Annotated in this window: 10 protein-coding genes; 9 read left to right on the forward strand and 1 reads right to left on the reverse strand. The window is 41.6% G+C overall.

Annotated elements, in window-relative coordinates; translation table 11 throughout:
• The first annotated feature begins 8 nt into the window (after positions 1 to 8).
• From QOT07_RS08045 to wbaP, 6 genes are all read left to right on the forward strand, one after another.
• Entirely contained in the window at positions 9 to 1178 is a 1170-nt protein-coding gene (locus tag QOT07_RS08045) for a glycosyltransferase (RefSeq protein WP_283602875.1), read from the forward strand.
• Complete coding sequence (locus QOT07_RS08050) at positions 1168 to 2256, forward strand: glycosyltransferase (RefSeq protein WP_283602876.1); 1089 nt, start codon at positions 1168 to 1170, stop codon at positions 2254 to 2256. The genes QOT07_RS08045 and QOT07_RS08050 overlap by 11 nt, the downstream gene beginning before the upstream one ends.
• Positions 2257 to 2310: 54 nt before the next feature.
• The gene (locus QOT07_RS08055; RefSeq protein WP_283602877.1) at positions 2311 to 3618 is read left to right on the forward strand and encodes a hypothetical protein; all 1308 of its coding nucleotides are present in this window, start codon (positions 2311 to 2313) and stop codon (positions 3616 to 3618) included.
• Positions 3615 to 4685 carry a glycosyltransferase family 4 protein gene (locus QOT07_RS08060; protein ID WP_261427004.1) on the forward strand — a complete coding sequence of 357 codons (1071 nt, stop codon included), beginning with the start codon at positions 3615 to 3617 and terminating at the stop codon, positions 4683 to 4685. The genes QOT07_RS08055 and QOT07_RS08060 overlap by 4 nt, the downstream gene beginning before the upstream one ends.
• A 6-nt stretch (positions 4686 to 4691) precedes the next feature.
• On the forward strand, positions 4692 to 5777 hold the full coding sequence (locus QOT07_RS08065) for a glycosyltransferase (RefSeq protein WP_283602878.1): 1086 nt from the start codon (positions 4692 to 4694) through the stop codon (positions 5775 to 5777).
• Between the two features lie 167 nt (positions 5778 to 5944).
• Positions 5945 to 7378 (forward strand): undecaprenyl-phosphate galactose phosphotransferase WbaP, encoded by a 1434-nt coding sequence (gene wbaP / locus QOT07_RS08070; protein WP_283602879.1) that lies wholly within the window; start codon positions 5945 to 5947, stop codon positions 7376 to 7378.
• 99 nt (positions 7379 to 7477) lie between these two features.
• On the opposite strand, the gene QOT07_RS08075 is transcribed toward wbaP, so the two are convergent.
• A complete protein-coding gene (locus QOT07_RS08075; protein WP_283602880.1) occupies positions 7478 to 8758 on the reverse strand; it encodes a cellulase family glycosylhydrolase in 1281 nt (426 codons plus the stop codon).
• A gap of 408 nt (positions 8759 to 9166) precedes the next feature.
• Here QOT07_RS08075 and QOT07_RS08080 point away from each other — a divergent pair, with 408 nt between their 5' ends.
• The 3 genes from QOT07_RS08080 (at position 9167) to QOT07_RS08090 (ending at position 15685) form a co-directional block, all read left to right on the forward strand.
• A complete protein-coding gene (locus QOT07_RS08080; protein WP_283602881.1) occupies positions 9167 to 12145 on the forward strand; it encodes a beta strand repeat-containing protein in 2979 nt (992 codons plus the stop codon).
• A gap of 384 nt (positions 12146 to 12529) precedes the next feature.
• A complete protein-coding gene (locus QOT07_RS08085) occupies positions 12530 to 14299 on the forward strand; it encodes a type I secretion system permease/ATPase (protein ID WP_207975692.1) in 1770 nt (589 codons plus the stop codon).
• Positions 14300 to 14353: 54 nt separating this feature from the next.
• Positions 14354 to 15685 carry an HlyD family type I secretion periplasmic adaptor subunit gene (locus tag QOT07_RS08090; RefSeq protein WP_207975690.1) on the forward strand — a complete coding sequence of 444 codons (1332 nt, stop codon included), beginning with the start codon at positions 14354 to 14356 and terminating at the stop codon, positions 15683 to 15685.
• Position 15686 lies beyond the last annotated feature (1 nt).

Genomic DNA, 15686 nt, shown 5'->3' on the forward strand with positions numbered 1-15686 from the left:
AGAGAATTTTGCTTTTATTTGATCTGACGGCAACGCAACCATCGCCAGAGTCTAAATTTCATGGTGGTTCTGAATATGCTAAGCAAATATTCTTTTCAAGTATCGAAAAGGGTTATAAAAACTTTAGTTGTGTTTATGATAAAAATAAAGAGATTGACAAGAAAATAAATAAAGTTTGCGAAGAAAATAATATCGAAATGATTGCGGTAGAAAGTGATCATGACTTGATTGCATTGGTTAATTCTAATCGCTTCTCAACCTTTTATTCGGCTTTACCCTATCATCTTAATGATATAGATACGAGTAATGTAAAATTTATAATGACAGTGCATGGCTTACGTGAAATTGAGTGTAGCTATGATTCTGTACAGTGGCATTATCGAGATGGACTGACTTCAAAACTAAAATTGCTGGTTAAGCGGACGCTCTTTCGGAATAAAGAATGGGAAACGTATTATGAACGCTTTAGCCGGTTGTTAAATAAGAAAAAAATAAAAATTATTACTGTCTCTGAGCACAGTAAATACTCAATGCTATGCTTTTATCCAGCATTGAATGAAGAAGATATCTACGTGTCTCCAGCACCTTGTCCTTTCGGTCAAGAAAACCCGCAATTATCTAAAGAATATAATCATCTATCGCAATATTCCCGGCAGTTCTTCCTATTGGTTAGTGCAAATCGTTGGATGAAGAATAATTATCGTGCAATAAAAGCACTTGATAAATTTTACAGTAAGAACACCAGTTGTGAGTTAAAAACTATAGTGTTGGGTAAGAAAGACCCACATCCAGGAATCAAAAACATTGATAAATTTATTTTTATTGACTATGTAGATTATGAATCTTTGGATTGGTTCTATAAAAATGCTTATGCGTTCATCTACCCTAGCCTCAATGAAGGTTATGGTTATCCGCCACTACAAGCTATGCATTATGGCACTCCAGTGATTGCGGCTGCAGTTTCAAGTATTCCGGAAGTCTGCAAAGATAATGTTATTTATTTTAACCCTTTAAATATAAACGAAATTGAAAACAGAGTTTCTCAACTTTATCATAATGAAAGTTTGTATCAGAGGTTGTCATCCTCAGGGCAGAATTATGCAATCAAGGTAAGTAAACTTCAGAATGAAAAGTGGGATAAACTCCTGGATGTTATTTTCAAAAGTAATGAAAACTGATTTATTAGTCGAGGGAACTGTGAAAAAAATTCTTTTTATTATGCCTATTCTTGGACGATCCGGTGCAGATAGAGTTATTTTTACATTATTAAATAATATAGACAGGTCATTATTTGAACCGTATTTGCTTCTTTATAAAAATGATGAAAGGAAAAATACGCTCGTCAAAGAGTTGAAGTCAGATGTTGTCGTCGAATATCTGAATGTTACAGGTAGGGCACGTTATTCACTTCCGAAAATTTTGACTGGTATTAGGCGAACTTGCAAAAAATTCGACATCAATACGATCTTCATCAGTTCGGGAACCTCTAATGCCACGCTGTCGCCTTTTTTATTCTTCTTTGGGAGGGGTATAAAAAAAATTGCGCGAGAATCTAATTTACCTAGTCTTTTTGAAAAAAATATTGTCGCTAATTTTTTATATAAAAAAACATATAAAAATTACGATCTTATTGTGGCCCAAAGTGATGATATGAAACGTGATTTAATCTACAAAATGCAATTGCCAGAAAAAAAAATAATAAAAATAAATAACCCTCTAGACTATAAAAGAATAAAATTACTGGCCGCAGAACAACCTGAAATAGTATTACCTCCAGGTAAAATTAATTTTCTGACAATCGGACGTTTAACTCATCAAAAAGGATATGACCTGTTGCTGAAGGCATTTTCAGAATTAAATAAAGAAAATTATCATTTGACGATAATTGGTGAGGGTGAGGATAAGGAGTTACTATATGATTTATGTCATGATCTGGCACTTACACAGTATGTGACATTTGTTGACTCGATTGAAAACCCATATGCGATTATGCGTCAGGCCGATGTTTTCATATCAAGCTCGCGTTGGGAAGGATATCCTAATGTAGTTATAGAATCATTAGCATGTGGTATTCCCGTAATTGCTAATGATTACCCTGGTGGAATAAAAGAGATTATATCTGATAAAAATGGTGTAATTTGTAATATATCGAAAGAATTACCACATGCTATCGCGAAAGTGAGAAAGATCGAATGTTTTGAGTTTGATGAAACATTGATTAATGATATTTTTTCTCGTTATGAAAAAATTCTATAAATAAAAATTACGAATGAATTTTTATGTATATATTATATTTTAGAAGGTAAGTTCATGGAGATGACGGCAAAGAAAATATTTACATTTGTTTTATTGGCCTATTTAACAGTCATATCCTTTAATGGTGTCGTCACTGTATTAGCCTATAGTACCACACGCTTGTTACTACTTTATAAAGATTTTTTCTCAGCAGTGTGTTTGGTTTTCATGTTTTTTGTATGCTACGCTTATCGTTTTAAGGTAAGTAAGCAATCGATATTATTGATTTTGGCATTTATGTGCTTTTTACTTTATGCCATATTTTATATGTTTTATACATTGAATATAGGTAGGTTTGATGTTTTCCGTGTATTAGTACAGTTTCGCGTCGAGTTTTTTACTTTTTCAGCTTTATTGATTTCAGCAGCATTAGTTATGTTGGATACGGAAGGTAAGAAAAACGTTCTTGATAAAATAATTAAATTTTATATCTTCTTCTGTGTAATAAATGCAATTATGGCTATTGTTCAATCCTTCTCTGCTGGAATGATATATGCTTTTGCCGGTTATGAGCCAGGGCCTGAGTTCACAAGTTTTGGTAAAAGTTATGGTTTATCCCTCAAAACAACAACAGGCTTCTTCCGGGCAATAGGTTTCCTCACTGGACCTTTTAATCTCAGTGAGTATCTTTTTTTTGGCATGACCTTGCAGGGATTTGTTTCCAAAAACAGGAGAAAGATATTCATACTTACGATATATGCAGCCATCATTTGCTCGACATCGAAAACAGCAATAATAATGTCTACTATATATTTCGGCTATTTATTAATTCGTCCATTGTTCGGGGTCAGACAAAGTACATTTCTTGTTACCATACTGATGTTCTTCCTTTTCGTTATTTTCTATATTTCAATAACTAGTAACGCTATTTACGATATCTTTTCTTCAAAAGATAATACATTTGCTTATAATAGCATTTATTTGAGAATGTATTTTATACAGCAAGTTCTTCAGGATAACTCTTTCTCAGATCTTTTTGGCGTTGGGTATGGTGTAAATGGTAACGCGGTAGTGGGGTCTAACAACGATGCAGCTGTTCCCCTAGATAGTATATATATATACATACTGTCGAATTATGGATATTTTGGAATAATCATGAGTATCATTCTTATATTATTCATAGTTCTATTTATCTATAGTAAATGTAAGTCTTCGTTCCCGCATGACGTCTATTTATATTGGCTGATATCACTTTCATTGAACTATGGTTATAACAATCCAATGACGAATTATCCAGGGTATATATTTCCGATAATCATCACTGCGTTGTTTTTCTCTCTTGGAGCCAAATATAAATCACTGAATAACGGTGGGGGAATATGATTTACATTAACGCAAGATTTCTAACGCAAGATGTGACGGGTGTGCAACGATTTGCTGAACAAATCTGCATAGAATTAGTGGCATTAAGAGATGACGTTGTTCTCTTGGCCCCTAAAGATATAAAACGATCTTCACTACCGGCTGGTTTTAATATTCAAACTATCGGCGAGAAAAGCGGTCATTTCTGGGAGCAGGTTGAGTTACCAAAATATTTAAGATCAATTGGTTCGCCTGTGTTAGTGAACTTGTGTAGTACTGCCCCTGTTTTTTATAAAAACCAAATAGTGACACATCATGATGTTACCTATAAGCGATATAAGAAAAGCTTCTCATTAAAATTCAGAATACTTTACTCATTACTCATACCTATGATGCTAAAGAGCAGTAAGGCATTGATTACAGTAAGTGAGTTCTCGAAATCAGAGATACTGCAGTATTTTAAGTATGACCCTAAAAAAATACACATTATTTATAATGCTGTCGGAAATGAGTTTGTTAATTCTTCTAAAGAGAGTGACAAGCTAGATAAGTATTTTTTGGCTGTGTCATCGCCCAACTTTCATAAAAATTTTCATGGTATGCTCGAAGCTTATAGTTTATATAGAAGCAAGCATGGTGGTGATATCAAGTTAAAGGTTATTGGGAAATCGGCATCCAGTTTCGCGACACAGGATTTTTCTAAAAATGCGCAGGATGGAGATGTTACTTTCTTAGGCCGAGTTGATGACAATGAGTTGATAACGCTTTACCAAAATGCTACGGCATTTGTATTTCCTTCTTTTTATGAAGGATTTGGTATTCCACCTCTAGAAGCCCAGGCATGTGGATGCCCAGTGATTTCATCAAACAAAGCTTCTATGCCTGAGGTTTTGCGTAACAGCGTTCTTTATTTTGATCCATATAATGTTGCCGAAATTGCGAATACGATGGAGAAGATCATTTCTGATTCAGCTCTGAGAGATACTTTGATGATTGCAGGGCTTGAGAATGTGAAAAGTTACTCTTGGAAGTCTTCTGCAGAGAAAGTCAATGCCATAATCGAAACTACTACATCATCGAGGGCCTAAAAAATCATGAAGGTTCTTCATGCAGCAGAAACGATTAAAGGGGGAGTAGCAACTGTTATGCGTCAGATCGCTCTGGCGAGTGTTGCAAGTTCTGAAATTACTGAACTCCATTGCCTTGTCCCTGAGAATCAAAAGAGTGAAATTAAAGTTTTACCGTCCGAAAATGTAGTTACTTTCAAAAGGACTGGACGAAATATTGGTTCTTTTCTGTCGTTTATACATCGTTTTATCTCTAACATTATTAAGCATAAACCTGATTTAATTCACCTTCATAGTACTTTTTCCGGTGTTCTTGGACGTTTGGTCTTAATCGTGCTCTATCCAATTTACCGCCCGAAGGTTATTTATTGCCCCCATGCTTTTTCATTTTTAATGGAGGGTAATAAATTAAAAAAATTAGTCTATAAAAGTATTGAGTATGCGTTGCTCCCTATCACCGATGCGGTAATCTGTGTGAGTAAGTTTGAACGGAATGCCGCAATAGAGAACGGTTTAAATGGGAAAAAGCTCCACGTCGTTTATAACGGAGTTCCTATAGTCGATGTGAATGCAGCGCTTACCAATCCTTATGAAGAAAATGTTATTAATTTATTGTTTGTAGGGCGTTTCGACTACCAGAAAGGTTTCGATATTCTCTCATCGATGATTGAGAAACTGAAGGGGCAACCCTATCACTTGACTGTTGTCGGTGGTGCTGTTCATGGTGAGGATGTTTATCCAGACTTGCCACAAACTACTTATACCGGATGGTTATCTTCTGATGATATTAGCCCCTATTTCCGCTATGCGGACGTGTTGATTGTTCCAAGTCGCTGGGAAGGTTTTGCGATGGTTTCGCTTGAGGCCATGAGCTACGGCATACCTGTGGTATCAAGCAATTGTACATCGTTTCCTGAAATGGTTTTTCCTGGTGTAAATGGCTATATGTTCAACTTATCGTCTCCGGAAACATTGCCAGAAATAGTTGAGGGTCAATCAAAAGATGATTGGGCTTTAATGGGGGTTAATGCCCGAACTATTTTCATGGATAAATTTATATCTGAGAGAATGGTGGAAGGAACATTTAAGGTTTATAACTACGGCTTAGACTAGCAGTCTTACTGATATGGAGCATTGTAAAATCTATCGATGTTATTTATTTCCGTGGTTCTCATTTTTATATGATGGATTTAGTTAATACAGGACTCTACTGATTTCAAATTCGTTTGATGTTAAATGAATTTGAATGATTTCGTCATTTATTTGGCATGGTAAAAATTATGGCAAAAGAACAAAAGTACCGAAGTAGCGGAGTAGCAAAGCTAGCTCTTGCTTTCTCAGATGTGTTTTTTTTCAATCTAGCGGTATATATAACATATTTATTATTAGATAATTTTTTTGGCGGTTTGGAAAAGTTTGTTCCACAAGACCAATTTAATATTCGACTATTAGTCCAATTCATTTTGTCAGTGATTTGTATGGTTTGGTTCTGGGTACGTCTACGTCACTATACCTATCGGAAACCTTTTTGGTTTGAACTTAAAGAAGTTGTTCGAACATTATTGATTTTTGCGTTATTAGATCTTGCACTAGTGGCTTTTTCAAAATGGAATTTCTCACGCTATGTGTGGTTGATCTCCTGGATGCTAATTATTTTCTTGATTCCATTAGGTCGTTCTCTAACGAAGAGATTTCTTGATAAACTTGGTTATTGGAAAAAACATACGATCATTATTGGTTCTCGTAAAAATGCGTTTGAAGCCTATGCCGCTCTTCAAAGTGAGGCAATTCTAGGTTTTGAAGTCTGTGCTTTTGTATGCACTGATGACCCTTGTGAGAAAAGTTACTTTGGGGTTCCGGTAATCAATTCAGAAGAAGACCTTTGGGCAGCTGCCGATATAGAGACAACACAGTTTATCGTGGCGTTAGAGTTTGAGCAGCATGCGTTGCGTGATCGTTGGTTAAAGGATCTTGCTAAGCATAATTGTCGCTCAGTCTCAGTTATACCGACCCTTCGTGGCGTGCCGCTGTATGGTACAGATATGTCGTTTATCTTCAGCCATGAGGTCATGATACTACGCGTAAGCAATAATTTGGCAAAACGATCATCTCGTATTATCAAGCGCACATTCGATATTTTCGGTTCTTTGTCGATTATGTTAATGCTTTCACCTGTATTACTTTTCTTGGCCTTTATGGTATCCAGAGATGGTGGCAAGCCAATTTATGGACATGAAAGGGTTGGTCACAATGGTAAGAAGTTTAAATGCTTAAAGTTCCGTTCTATGGTAATGAACTCGAAAGAAGTTCTTGAAGAACTGTTAAAAAATGACCCGGAAGCTTTGGCCGAGTGGAACCGTGATTTTAAACTTAAAAACGATCCACGCATCACCAAAATTGGAGCTTTTATCCGTAAGACTAGCCTGGATGAACTTCCGCAGCTTTGGAATGTTTTCATTGGTGAAATGAGTCTGGTTGGTCCGCGTCCGGTCATTGAGGATGAGCTTGAGCGGTATGCTGGTGATGTCGATTATTATTATATGGCAAAGCCAGGAATGACAGGTTTATGGCAGGTTAGTGGCCGTAATGATATTGATTATGACACTCGTGTTTATTTCGATGCCTGGTATGTTAAAAACTGGGCTTTGTGGAATGATATCGCTATTCTGTTCAAAACAATATCTGTCGTACTTAAACGAGATGGTGCATATTAACGTTATTTTCTAAGTGTCCTGCAGCCATTAAAACCTGCTTGCTTTATTTAGCAAGCAGGTTTTTTTGTTTTTCAGATCGCGATGGTGGGAATGTAGTGATTAGGGTTGCTTGCTCATTTTCAAAACGGGGGTGCTGCTATCAGTGTTAACCTGAGCATCACCTTGAATCAGTAATGGTATTACTTTGGCGGGTTGTTGTGATAAAGAAAAACTTTTTAGTTTATTAATAACGCCGTTTTCAGTTTGTGTGGATTTATTACTCCATGTGATTGTGGCGCGCTCAGTACCTTTTTTTAGCTCGACAATATTATCTCCATTCTCTGATTGTTTATAATTAACTATCTGATAGTCACGGGCAATTGAGGCTATTTTTTTCAGATTGTCGGCTGCAGGTTTTGCGACCAGATTTTGCGCGATAAATCCAAACCGATGTTCGCGATTGTTAGGGTTTGAACCATCATCAATTAGATCATACCACCAGATGCCTTTAATATAATCCCTTGACTTTGCTAATAGCGTATATTTTATAACATTCTGTGCAGCAAGGTCACCGGAAATACCGCCATCACCGATATGGGTTGGGAATCCCATTTCAGTTATGTAAATAGGTACGGTGCGTCCAACCTTAGCCTTTAATTTATTTTCGAAGACGTCGATGCCTGCCAGATTACCTTCAGGTTTTCGCATTTCTTTATCAGGGTTGCGGTAGGAATAAGGATGAACAGATATTCCATCTATATACTGCATCATCCCCATATCAAGCAATTTATCCAGCCAGGCATTATCCTTGTCTTTCAATGGATTTAACGAGCCTGTTAGCACTATTGCGTTTGGATCTGCTTTTTTAACCGCCAAAGCGGTTTTTTTAACCAACTCGAAAAATATTTCTTCAGAAGGGGGTTTTTTATTCCCCCTCACACCCGTCCCAACCAACCATTCATTCCACACTTCGTAATACTTTACTTTCCCTTTAAATCTTTTTGCCGTCCAGTAAGCATAATTTGCAAATGCATCGATAGCTGCCTCGCTCGAAGGGTAACCGTTTTTGTCATACAAAGGATTAGTATAGGCCAATACCAGCATAGAACTCAGGCCAAAATTCTGTTCGCTCGTCCCAAATACGGAATCAACCTTTCCCAGATTACCAATCAATGAGTATTTTCCGATAGGCCCCTCTACCTGAGCCCATGGGTAATCTTCACGTATGGAGGTGAATCCATATTCTTTTGCCAACTTTAAATAATAATCGCTTGAATTTGGATAATGCCGTACATGCATGTTTATACCCACTTCAAATGCATGGGAATATCTCATTGGCATAAAAATAATCGCGGCGGAAATCATTTTTAGAATGACATTTCGATATTTGAAATTATTCATAATGTATCCTTTTTGACAGATTTATCGGAGTTTTAAACTATAAATGTAGCTGGTTTCGGGTTTTTTAACCTGCTAGTATTCTCCATAAAATACAGTGAGTTAGCTAATAATGGCTTTTTTTACTCTTTATGTATATAGGATTAGTGGTAATGTTATAAGTTATCTCGTTGTTTTTTTTGTAATAATCATTAACTTTTGTTTGAAATCATTACATTGTTTACTATTTTTTGCATCGATATGATTCGATTTTAGTAAGGCCCCTTGCCTTGACAAAATTCGGTTCCTTTCCTTTTATTTAAGTGCAGTAAAGTTTTTTATTCTTTATTACCGCACAGTCTGGCATCTACGTTATGTCGGTTTGCGACGTAATATTTTGATTGTAAAAATCATGCATCCAAGGGGGATGTTATGGCTTCTCTAGTTTCGCAATACGAATCCGCGGCAATTTATTATGCTGTTCTGGGTAAGAATGCATCCGTGTCCACAATTGATTACTTTGCACAACAACTGCAGTTAGGAAATAAGACTGATGTGCAATTTATCACTGGATTACTTGCATCCGCTGATGGTGTAGCCCGTTTTGGAACCAAAACGCCGACAGAAACTTTACAAACAATTTATACGAACATTCATGGAGTTGCGGCTACGCCTGATGCTATTGCAGCTTTACTGGCCTCAGGGGATAGCATAGGCACTATCGTCAACGACCTAATTAATGGTTTAGCTGGCTACCTGGGATCGGACAGTATCACACTGTCGCAACAGACTTACTTTGATACCAAAATAAAAGGCGCTTTATTCCCTTCTTCGTCTACGGGATCCGCCGGTTCTGGTGCTTCAGATGTTGCAGCCATTTACCACGTTCTTGGTGCTGGGTTGTCAACTTCAGGCCTCAATTACTGGGGTGGGGTGATCAATGCCGGCACAGCGACCATTGATAAGGTGGCTCAAGCTTTTGTCAACGATCGTTCCTACCTTACTTCCTTAAGTAATGAAGATTTTGTTGCGCGCATTTTCCAGTATGGTTTCGAGCGTGCACCAAGCTCTGCTGAAGCTTCCAGCTATTTGGCGTTGCTTGAAGGGGGGGCAACACGGGGAAGTGTAGTAGTTGATATCATTGAATCATTACGTGGAGGCGTGGCGCCAACAGACGCTACAGCTCAGGCTCACTTTAACGCTATCACCAGTGTTTATACACCGGGTCAACTGCCAGCGCTTAATATACAAGAACAAGTTGCTGCAATTTATCTGGGTGTCCCTGGACGTGGTATCGATGCACAGGGGTTGGATACCTGGGGTAAAATCTTTGCGTCTGGTAGCCTGACTTCTACGGCTCTGACTGCGAAGTTGCTGAGTTCAACTGAATTCCAGCAAAAAGGCGGCCAGTTGACAGGTGATGCATTTATTCAACATGTCTATACCTTAGTACATGGTGTCGCTGCGACCGTTGGACAATTGGCAACTTATAGTGCGTTAGGCAGTGATAAATCAGTAATTACCCAGGCAATTATCAACGATCTTCGTAGTTCGACTGCAACAGATGCCGTAACGGTTACCCAACAACATGCCTTTGAGGCGGACATTGGTACCAGCCTGCTGTATAAAACAGCGGCTAATCTGACTGTGACTGGTGGTGGCGGTAATGCGACTGGTACTGTTAACACTGGCGTAAGCCATGCATTGAGCAATGCAGAAACTGCCGTGCTTACCAACGCGGTGCTGAATGCTGGCGCGGTGGCTGCTGTAAATCTGAAGTTTGCCGATCATCTGGCGAACCTGACCATTAACGGCACCAGCGCGGCAACGGTTAACCTGTCAGACAATGGCGTTAACCCAGGCGTTGATATCACTGTGAATAACGGTAACGTTATCCTGAATGCCAGCTCGGGTGCAGATGATGTCCTGGTCACCGCTACTGCAGCTGTTGCTACCGCTACCGGTGATTTTAATCTGGGTGCAGGGAATGACTCACTGAAATGGCTGGGGAATGCGGCGGTTGGCGGTGCTAATACCGTGGGCGCTGGCGTTTCTGGCAATGGTGGCGATGGCATTGACACCATCTCCGCCAACTTCATTACCAAAAACGTGGTGATGTCCGGTAACGCAATTATCCGTACTGCGACCATTACCAGTAACTCTGCACAGTTCAGCAATTTTGAGAAAATTGATCTGGCTGGTTACATCGGTAAAGGGACAGTAAGCAGTGGCTCAACTGCTGCTAACAATACCTTTGACTTTGGTGTGTTAACCGGTAATGCGATCTCTGAGTCCAGCACTACCGGCCTGACCAACAACGTCGTTCAGGCTGCAACGTCTAATATAGGCTCACAAGGTTTTGTGTTGTCTGGTTTGGCCGAGGCTGTGAAAGTGATTAATGCTGCCGGTGGTAACTCCGCGCAGTTGGAAGTGACCGGAAATGCGACAGCGGCAAGCAGCGTGGAAATTACTTTCCTGCAGAATGCCACTAATCACTTTAACGTCACTTTCGATGCCGTCAGTTCAACCGATGTGAATGCCGGCTCCCTGGCACTGAACAGCAGCAGCAGCGTATTGTTACCGACCGTGCTGAGCACGCTGAATATTGCATCTGGTGGTACCGGTAGTTTTGACAATATTTTGTCACTGACTGGCACAAACTCACAGGTGCAAAACATTGCTGTTACAGGCGATCACTTACTGGATCTGACTCTGGGCAGTGGTTTTAGCAACGTGCGAGATATTAACGCATCCGCTAATACTGGTGGTCTGGACCTGAACTCAAACCATGCCGGTACTGGTGACGGTATTATTGTCCAGTTGCTGAATATTCTGCCATTGAGTGCGATAACAACCGCGTTGTTGGCACCGGTACTGACCACTTTGGGTCTGAACGGTTACCAATTGACGGTCGAAGGTAGCAGTGCTGCAGATAGCTTTAATGTTCTGGGTAACACAACATTGGCCGGTGGTAATGGTGTGAACACCTATGAGTTGAAGTCCAGCAACACTCAGGCTGGTGTTACCATCACTGATTTTGACAGTACCAAAGATAAAATTGTTGACGCAGCTTCTGCTTTGACCATCTCTGGTGATGCCGCCGGTACTGCGGTGGCAGATTACGGCACCCGTGCTTCTGACACTCTGGATGCTCTGCTGGGGACTTTGGTTGGCGGCCTGACCAATGGTGTTTTCGGCTTGTTGGGCGGTATTCTTGGTCTGGGTAGCAGTAACGCGTTGACTGCAAAAGTCGGCGTGGCCTCTGTGGTGTTCGGTGGATCAGGTGATAATGCCAGCTCTTATGTGATTATTGATAACAACAATAACCACACATTAGATATCGCCGACAGCGTAGTTTACCTGACAGGCCAAAACCATCAGCAACTGTTGGATACTCTGCATTACGCGTGAGTATAAGTTCTACAGAAAAATAGTTTCCATGGAAACTGTTAGCTGTTAAATAATACGGGGAGGTTAACCTCCCCGTATTTTATTTTGTGATCGGTGTCATCATCTTTAAATTATTCTTTCTCTCAATAATTCCCTTGTATTTTTCATGTCTCTCATCCTTTTGTTTTCCCTGATTTTGATGGGGTTGAGTCCCAGAGTTTTTTTTGGGTTCCGCCTTGCTGGTTTGTACTTTCTCTACCTATAGTTAAAAAAAAGTATCTGCAGTCTCGAGCATGTTTGAGGGGGCTTCTTTAGGATTTTCTTTATTTCTATTTTTTTTAGGATTTTCCTTAGAAGAAATCAATGCGGATTGGACTGACAGTGCACATGATGTAAGGGCAGAAAGTGAATCAATTTATACCGCGTAATGAAATTGCGGATGTTATACGGACACGCAGTAAAATTTTCTGGACCGTTGGCATATTCACCGCATTTATCAATTTATTAATGTTAGTTCCCTCTGTCTATATGTTGCAGGTCTACGACAGGGTGCTTCCTTCACGTAATGAAATAACCTTGCTGATGTTAACGCTGATTATGCTCGGAATGTTCGGCATGATGGCGTTGCTGGAGTACGTCCGTAGCATGGTTGTTATCCGCATCGGCAGTCAGTTGGATATGCGTTTGAATACGCGTGTTTACACTGCCGCCTATGAATCCAATCTAAAAAATGGTTCCTCCGATGCGGGCCAGATGCTGGGTGATTTGACCACCGTACGGCAGTTCCTGACCGGCAGCGCATTATTTGCATTCTTCGATGCACCCTGGTTCCCTATCTACCTGCTGGTGATTTTCCTGTTTAACCCATGGTTAGGGTTGTTCGCCCTGGTAGGGTCACTACTGCTGGTTGCGTTGGCCGTGGTCAACGAAATGGTTTCCAAGAAACCTCTGGGCGAGGCGAGCAAGCTATCTATCATGTCCAGCAGTCTGGCGAGTACAAATTTGCGTAATGCTGAAGTGATCGAAGCATTGGGCATGTTACCTAATCTAAAACGACGTTGGTTTGGCTTACATCAGAGATTTCTGAATAGCCAACGTGTGGCCAGCGAGCGTGCCACTACCGTTAGCTCAATCACCAAATTCGTACGTCTTTCACTGCAGTCGTTGGTTCTGGGTCTCGGCGGTTGGCTGGCGATTGATGGTCATATCACCCCCGGCATGATGATTGCCGGCTCAATTCTGATGGGGCGTACGCTGGCACCTATCGAGCAGGTGATTAACGTCTGGAAGAGCTGGAGCTCTGCCAAACTCTCCTATCAACGCCTGGTAAAATTACTGGATAAGCATCCACCTCGCGGTATGGGCATGTCTTTACCTCGCCCTGAAGGTGTCATTTCTGTCGAGGGTGTGACGGCCACGCCACCAGGCTCCAAAGGTGATGCGGTATTGCATAATGTCAGCTTCGCGATCCAGCCAGGAGACGTGTTGGGGATTATCGGGCCAAGCGCTTCCGGTAAATCCACGTTAGCACGTTTGTTGGTAGGCATCTGGCCGGTCAGCGAAGGTATTGTGCGGCTTGATAACGCCGATATTTACCAATGGAATAAAGATGAACTGGGGCCTTACATTGGCTATTTGCCACAGGATATCGAACTGTTCGCCGGCACCATCGCCGAGAACATCGCTCGTTTCAACGATATCGATTCAGAGAAAGTGATTGAAGCCGCCAAGTTGGCCGGTGTCCATGAGCTGATCCTGCGATTCCCTAATGGTTATGATTCGATCATTGGCAACGGCGGGGCGGGTTTGTCTGGTGGGCAAAAACAACGTATTGGCCTGGCACGAGCGTTGTATGGTGATCCTTCCCTGATCGTATTAGATGAACCCAACTCCAATCTGGATGATGCCGGTGAAAAAGCGCTGAATCAGGCGATTCTGTTCCTTAAACAGCGAAATAAAACGGTGATCCTGATTACCCATCGAACCAACCTGTTGTCGATGACCACCAAGCTGCTGCTGTTGGTGAACGGTACCGTCAATGCGTTTGGCCCAACGCAGCAGGTGCTGCAGGCGCTGGCAAATGCGCAGCAGAAGGCGCAAACCCCACAGCAAGCGGTACGTGCGGTCAACTCTGAGCCGGACGAAGGCAATATCCCAAAAACTCAAATTAATTAAGCTGTGAACTTGCCAGGCGACGTCAAAACGTCGCCTGCAGTCAAAGGAGTTGGTATGTCTACGCACATTGGCGAGCCGCAAGACTCGTATTCAGAACAGATCCCACAGGATGAGCGGCGTTTTACCCGCATGGGATGGTTAGTGGTTGGGATTGGCCTGTTTGGCTTCTTCGCCTGGGCCGCATTTGCGCCTTTGGATAAAGGGGTCGCGGCACCAGGTTCGGTTACCGTTTCTGGCAACCGTAAAACCGTACAGGCACCGGCTAGCGGCATCATAAAAAGTATTACGGTTAAAGAAGGCGACAAAGTTAAAGCGGGTGAGGTGTTGGTGCAACTGAGTCAGGTGCAAGCCCAGGCTCAGGTTGACTCGCTTCGCGACCAATATTACACCACGCTGGCCAGCGAAGGCCGTTTACTGGCTGAGCGTGATGGATTAGGTAAAGTCACTTTTTCTCCTGTTTTTCAAACCATCCAGGCTCAGCCGCGGGTGGCTGAAATCATCGCTTTGCAAACACAGTTATTCTCTTCACGTCGCCAGGGATTACAAAGCGAAGTTGACGGTTATAAACAGTCAATGGACGGCATGCGATTCCAGCTAAAAGGCTTGCAGGACTCAAGGGTCAACAAGCAAATCCAGCTTTCAAGCCTGCGCGAACAGATGAACAGCATGAAGCAACTGGCGGCTGATGGTTATTTACCGCGTAACCGCTATCTGGAAGTGCAGCGTCAGTTTGCGGAAGTGAACAGCAGCATCGATGAAACCGTCGGCCGAATTGGCCAGGTACAAAAACAGTTACTGGAGTCTCAGCAACGGATCGACCAGCGCTTTGCCGACTATCAGCGTGAAGTCAGAACCCAATTGGCACAGACTCAGATGGATGCCAGCGAGTTTAGAAACAAGTTGGAAATGGCGAACTTTGACCTCGGTAACACCGCTATCACTTCGCCGGTGGATGGCACAGTCGTAGGACTGAATATCTTTACTCAGGGGGGCGTCGTGGGAGCGGGTGACCATCTGATGGACGTTGTACCCAGCCAGGCTACGTTGGTGGTGGATTCACGCCTTAAGGTAGAACTGATTGATAAAGTGTACGACGGGTTGCCGGTGGATTTGATGTTTACCGCTTTCAACCAAAACAAGACCCCGAAAATACCGGGGACGGTGACGTTGGTTTCTGCCGACCGCTTGGTTGACAAGGCTAATGGCGAACCCTACTACCAAATGCAGGTCACGGTTTCTCCTGAGGGCATGAAATTGCTCAGTGGCGAAGACATCAAACCGGGTATGCCTGTTGAGGTGTTTGTGAAGACCGGCTCGCGCTCACTGTTGAGTTATCTGTTTAAACCTATTTTGGATCGCGCTCATACTTCATTAACCGAGGAATAAT

Origin of the sequence: Serratia proteamaculans, from assembly GCF_949794035.1 — a bacterium.
Taxonomy (GTDB): Bacteria; Pseudomonadota; Gammaproteobacteria; order Enterobacterales; family Enterobacteriaceae; genus Serratia; species Serratia proteamaculans.

Bases quoted from the DNA above. Each gene is read 5' to 3' on its own strand.
- QOT07_RS08050 (WP_283602876.1), top strand. From the start codon at position 1,168: ATGAAAACTGATTTATTAGTCGAGGGAACTGTGAAAAAAATTCTTTTT.
- QOT07_RS08055 (WP_283602877.1), top strand. From the start codon at position 2,311: ATGGAGATGACGGCAAAGAAAATATTTACATTTGTTTTATTGGCCTAT.
- QOT07_RS08060 (WP_261427004.1), top strand. From the start codon at position 3,615: ATGATTTACATTAACGCAAGATTTCTAACGCAAGATGTGACGGGTGTG.
- QOT07_RS08065 (WP_283602878.1), top strand. From the start codon at position 4,692: ATGAAGGTTCTTCATGCAGCAGAAACGATTAAAGGGGGAGTAGCAACT.
- wbaP (WP_283602879.1), top strand. From the start codon at position 5,945: ATGGCAAAAGAACAAAAGTACCGAAGTAGCGGAGTAGCAAAGCTAGCT.
- QOT07_RS08075 (WP_283602880.1), bottom strand. From the start codon at position 8,758: ATGAATAATTTCAAATATCGAAATGTCATTCTAAAAATGATTTCCGCC.
- QOT07_RS08080 (WP_283602881.1), top strand. From the start codon at position 9,167: ATGGCTTCTCTAGTTTCGCAATACGAATCCGCGGCAATTTATTATGCT.
- QOT07_RS08090 (WP_207975690.1), top strand. From the start codon at position 14,354: ATGTCTACGCACATTGGCGAGCCGCAAGACTCGTATTCAGAACAGATC.